This window comes from Candidatus Frankia nodulisporulans, assembly GCF_902806475.1.
GTDB lineage: Bacteria > Actinomycetota > Actinomycetes > Frankiales > Frankiaceae > Frankia > Frankia umida.
The window spans coordinates 1-2,333 of record NZ_CADCWS010000410.1; the positions used below are offsets into that span (position 1 = coordinate 1).

The window sequence follows — 2,333 nt, forward strand, 5'->3', positions numbered from 1 at the left end:
AGCAGGCCGGCGGTGGCCCAGTCGGGTGGGGGTGCCCAGGTGCCGGCGGGGGTGGCCTCGTCGAGGCGGAGCACGGCGTGGAAGTGGATGGCGCCTCGGGCCTGGGCTTCGGCGACCTTGATGTAGCTGACGCGTAGGGTCCGGCGGATGTCGGCTTCGCTGGTGTCGCGTAGGAACGCCAGCCGCCGGTAGGTCAGGTCGACGGTGCGTTTCCACAGCCGGGGGGCGTGCCGGTTCCCACACGACCAGGGCGGCGGTGTCGTGGCAGGCGGCGCACAGCGGCGCGCCGAGGGTCGGGTCGTCGTCGGGGTGGACCAGGCGGCAGCCGCGGGGCCGGCCGTGCGGGCAGCGGCCCCGCCGGTCGTTGCACCGCTGGGCGGGACCGTGGTTGGCCCGACGGGAGTGCACCGCCCCGAAGCTGGGCGCGGTGACCGTGACGAACAGGCCAGGATGGCGCGCGACGGTGTCGGGGATGTCCTGTCCTCCGGGCGACACCGGAGTGGACGATCTGCCAGGCGTCCCCGGCGTACAGATACGAGCACGACGGGCACACCGACGCCCGCCGGTTCCCGCACGGCACGAGGATCGTCCCGTCGGGCAGGCCGGCGGAGTCGACCGTGCGGCGGATCTCCCCGGTGGCCCGGTCGACCTGGTCGACGAACCCGGACAGGCGGATCGGCCGGGAACAGCCCCCGGCCCGCTGGATCTGCGCCCAGACGGCGGTGAACGTGCCATCGGCGAGCCGGTCGGCACAGTCAGGGAGAACGTCAGCGAACATGCGGGGCCTCTTCAGTCAGCCGACACGGCAATGACCGGGACCGAAAGAGGCTTCGCAAAGTGCCTGGCGGCGTGGGGGGTGTCCCACGCCCAATGCAGGCGGCCCGCGCCAAGGGCCGAACTATGAATTGGTCCCGCACGCTCCCTACCCCGACTGTGCGTGACGTACCAGCCACCCGCACAACCGTCGAACAACCGTGCGGTGCGGGGTGTGGTCGGTCGCCAGACGGTACGGGTACCGCCGCCCGTACCGGTACGCCTCCCGATGGCCGCACCGGTACGGGTACCAGATGGCACCCCGCGCGGGCCCGGTCGCCGTGCGCGGGTGGTCCCGGCGGCCGGAGCGGGTTACACACGGTGACTCCTTTCGGTCGGGGTCGGTGAGGGAGGGAGGGAGAGTCGGCAGGCCCACGGCGTGTTTTCGGGGATGCCTGGCGGGGTCGGGGAGGCGGTTGGTTGCCTCCCTCACGGGTCGTTTGCACTGGCCAGCCCAGGGAGGGATGGCGAGGGAGGCGGGTAGGGAGAACTCCCTCACGGGCAGCCGCCTCCCCTCCGGCATCCCTGCCACACACCGTGATTTCGGGAGTGCCGGTGGGTCGGGGCCGGTCCCCTCTACCCCCGCTACCGCGCAGGTCGGGGGCCACTACGGGCCCCGCTACCGGGGTAGAGGGGGGCTACTACCGGGGCTGGCGAACGGGTCGGCCGGTAGCGGGGGTTCGACAGGTCGACGCGGGTAGACCGGACCCCCTCTACCCGTCGGTGGGCGGGGCCGGGTCGGGGGTGAGGAGGTCGGCCAGGCGGGCGGTGACGACGTACAGCCGGGGGCCGACGGTGCGGATCGGGAGGTGACCGGCCTTGGCGTACCGGTAGGCGGTGGCCCGAGGGAGACCGAGGATCTGGCCCGCGCGGGTGATCGAGATCAGTGGCGGCAGGCCGGCAAGCGGGTCGGCCTGGACGGCGGTCGGGACGGTCATCGGGGTGTCCTCTCGGTTCGAGGTCTAGGGGCCGGGCAGGGTTGGCAGGCCGGGCGGAGGGTGGATATGGGGGTTCGGTGGGGCCGTGCCCTAGGCCCTAGAGGGCTGGTCAGCCGCCGGATCGGGGCCTAGGGGCCGCCCTAGGTCTAGGGACCGGTGGCCCTAGGTGTGGAGGGGTGGTGGGGAGTCGGCCGATGCTGCGGGCGGGGCCGGTGGTGCGATGTCCGGTGCGTTGGCAGTCGGCGCAGACGTGGGCCTGGTCGCCCTGGTCGCCCTCGACCACGGCCGGGCGGGTGCAGCCTGACCGCCAGCAGCAGCCGGACGGCCGAGGGGACTCGGAAGATCGGGGCATACGGCGAAGGTCTCCAGCGGGTGGCGGGAGGGGGCCGACCCGATCCGCCCGACCAGGCCGCGCGGTCGATGCGCGCAGGTCGGGCCCGAAAATCGGATCGAGTCGGCCAGGGGTCGGGCGGCACGTCTGGAACCGCGCCGCCCGGTCTTCCTCGGGAGGTACCGGTCCGCCTGGAAGCGGGTCCGGCACGACCGCCGGGCGCGGCTGGAACCATGCCAGGCGGGGCAAGG

2 protein-coding genes and 2 pseudogenes are annotated in these 2,333 nt (G+C 73.5%); all 4 read right to left on the minus strand.

All coding sequences use genetic code 11. The features are described 5' to 3' along the window. Positions 1-218: replication initiator (locus G6R24_RS23845; protein WP_338084486.1), on the minus strand; the 218-nt coding region annotated here is incomplete at its 3' end. A 76-nt stretch (positions 219-294) separates the two neighbouring features. After that, positions 295-495: pseudogene (locus tag G6R24_RS23850) on the minus strand (replication initiator); the annotation flags it as partial. A gap of 28 nt (positions 496-523) precedes the next feature. Continuing rightward, positions 524-778 (minus strand): annotated as a pseudogene (locus G6R24_RS23855) (replication initiator); the annotation flags it as partial. Between the two features lie 748 nt (positions 779-1,526). Beyond that, entirely contained in the window at positions 1,527-1,751 is a 225-nt protein-coding gene (locus tag G6R24_RS20325) for a helix-turn-helix domain-containing protein (protein ID WP_163550744.1), read from the minus strand. Between the last annotated feature and the right edge of the window lie 582 nt (positions 1,752-2,333).